Raw genomic sequence first — 2,651 nt, forward strand, 5'->3', positions numbered from 1 at the left:
ATGATTTCTTTCTTTAAAGGTAAAGATTTGACACAATCTTTACTTTGTGTAGATGAGATTATTAATAAATGCAATGTCGAGATTCCTTTAGGGGAAGAGCACTACCCAGTATTTGACACTAGAGACCCTATGAGATACCTAAAAGACCAATGCAATATTGGATGGCATACAAAGGGGATTGCTCAACTACCAAATAAAGAAGAGTACAAGAAACGAGCTATGCATGAATTTGATGTCCTTGAACAATGTAAATATATAAACTATATGTGCATTATTCATGACATGTTACGATTCTGCAAAGGAGAAAATATTCCTACTGGAATAGGTCGTGGTTCTGTTGGTGGTAGCTTGATAGCATACCTCTCTGACATTACAGATGTAGACCCAGTAAAATACAACCTTATCCTAGAGCGATTTGCTAATCCAGAGCGTGTTACTTTAGCAGATATTGATGTGGACGTAGCATCATCAAGGCGTGAAGAGGTTATAGAATATATCCGCCAGAAGTACGGGGAAGTGTATCAAATACGAACCATTGGATACATTTCTGATAAATCTGCTGTACAAAGAGCGGGGCAAGCCTTGGGGTACGCACCTTCGGATGTAGATACTATATCTAAAAACATTAATAGTGTTGATGAAGTACACGACGAAAAGCTAAGAACACTAGCTAAAAAGTTTATGGGGCATATCTCTACATATGGAAAGCATGCATCAGCAGTGGTTGTGTTCCCAGAAGATGTAACTAACTGGTGTGCTATAGAAAAGACCAAGGATGCGATTGTAGCGGCTCAAGACTTTCACTTGCTAGAAAAGCAAGGAATCATGAAACTAGATATACTTGGACTTGAAGCATTAGATATTATCCAAAATACTCTTAACCGAATACCAGAAGAAATTAATCTTTCCAACATCGACATGAAAGACAAAAAGACTGGCGACATGTTAAGGGCTGGATATACGGATGGTTGTTTCCAAATAGAATCAAAAACCATGACAGAGATTGTGCAGGCTATTAATACTAATAAGGTAGAAGACCTTATTGATACAGTAGCTATTGGAAGACCTGGTGTACTTGATGCGGGAATGGATAAAACCTTTGAGGCTAGAAGGCAGGGGAAAGAAAAAATAACTTATCTACATCCTAAGTTAGTACCAATACTAATGGATACAGAAGGTGTTATCTTATACCAAGAGCAAATCATGCAAATAGCACAATCACTATGTGGATACACATACGGAAAAGCAGATAATATTCGCCGTGTTATTGGTCGTAAGATTGTAGAGGAAATGCAACCTATCATTGACGAAATGATACAGGCTGGAATTAAAAATGGGATAGGACAAGATACGATGAGACGCATTTGTGATGAAATTGTTACATTCGCATCGTATGGTTTCAACAGGGGTCATAGTGCCGCTTATGGTATTACCGCATGGAGAACAGCTTGGTTGAAAGCTAATTATCCAGCAGAGTTTATGGCATCATTACTTGATTCCACAGTGGGAGATAAAGCTAAGTTTGCAACATACATAGACCACTGTAAGGAGATTGGTATTAAAGTATATCCACCAAGTATAGCTCATAGCTCACACGAATGCAAAACACATGGTAGAAATATCCTACTAGGATTTAATTCTATATCTGGAACAGGTAATAGCGTTATCCCAAACGGAAACGATGCATTGACCTTCTTAGAAGATAACATCAAACTCAATAAAACGGTATTAAAAAATCTAGTTAAATCTGGTGCATTAGATAAATATACCGATAAAACTAGATGCGAATTACTGGAGTATATAGACTGGCTTAAAGATAAAAGGAAGTCAAAAGGAGAGTTTCAATATTCTGGAGAAGAATGTGAAACAGACTCACAAATGGAATTTAGTGTTCTAGGATATTCCTTTACAGATGTTTTTGCCGATTACGATACAGGAATAGCGGATGAGATAGTAAATTTCGCCTCTATGATTGTAAACGTTAAAGCACACAAAACACGAAAAGGTAAGCCGATGGCTTTCGTAAAAGCTATGACTAGAAAAGGAGTACAAGAATGGGTCATCTTTGATGGTGACTTCTCCAAATTAGAAAAAGGAAATGTGTATATCGTTAGATTGAATGGAACAATTATACAAGACTTTATACAAGCAAAAAGGGTAGCATAATCGCTACCCTCTTTTTTTATTGTGATTCTTCTGCTAATTTCGTGTAAACAAAAGCCTTTACTGTTCCCGAGTTTTTTGGGTCTAAGATATAGTTAGCTACATCTATAGGATACATCTGTGCTAAATCACTTCCGTATAGTATATATTCTGGTGTTGCTCCCAGTGCCTTTGCTAATTTTTGTGCAGTTGGCATTCTCATGTCTTTAGTAACGCCTTTCTCTATACGAGATATAACTGTTAAACTAACACCACCCAGTCTATCTGATAATTCTTGTTGAGTTAATCCTTCTTTGAGTCTTAGTCGTTTAACTCTTTCTCCTATTGTTTCCATAAGAATACTCCTTTCTTAACAACATTATATCATGTACAAGTTAAATTATCAACGAATTAAGACAATATAATGTACTATAATTTACTGCATTTTATACTGCAATACTAATCGTTTTCTTGTGTTTTGATTGGATTTGTGTGGTTTATTTGGTGTT

Annotated in this window: 2 protein-coding genes; one reads left to right on the forward strand and one right to left on the reverse strand. The window is 36.4% G+C overall.

Features of this window, described 5'->3' with window-relative positions; translation table 11 throughout:
* Nucleotides 1-2,166, forward strand: a 2,166-nt coding sequence (gene dnaE / locus EO125_RS09670; RefSeq protein WP_164726510.1) for a DNA polymerase III subunit alpha, incomplete at its 5' end; no start/stop codon positions are given.
* A gap of 16 nt (nt 2,167-2,182) precedes the next feature.
* Here dnaE and EO125_RS09675 read toward each other — a convergent pair.
* Complete coding sequence (locus EO125_RS09675; RefSeq protein WP_127148717.1) at nt 2,183-2,497, reverse strand: helix-turn-helix domain-containing protein; 315 nt, start codon at nt 2,495-2,497, stop codon at nt 2,183-2,185.
* Nucleotides 2,498-2,651 lie beyond the last annotated feature (154 nt).

Origin of the sequence: Veillonella sp. VA139, from assembly GCF_003992005.1 — a bacterium.
In the GTDB taxonomy this organism is placed as follows: Bacteria; Bacillota; Negativicutes; order Veillonellales; family Veillonellaceae; genus F0422.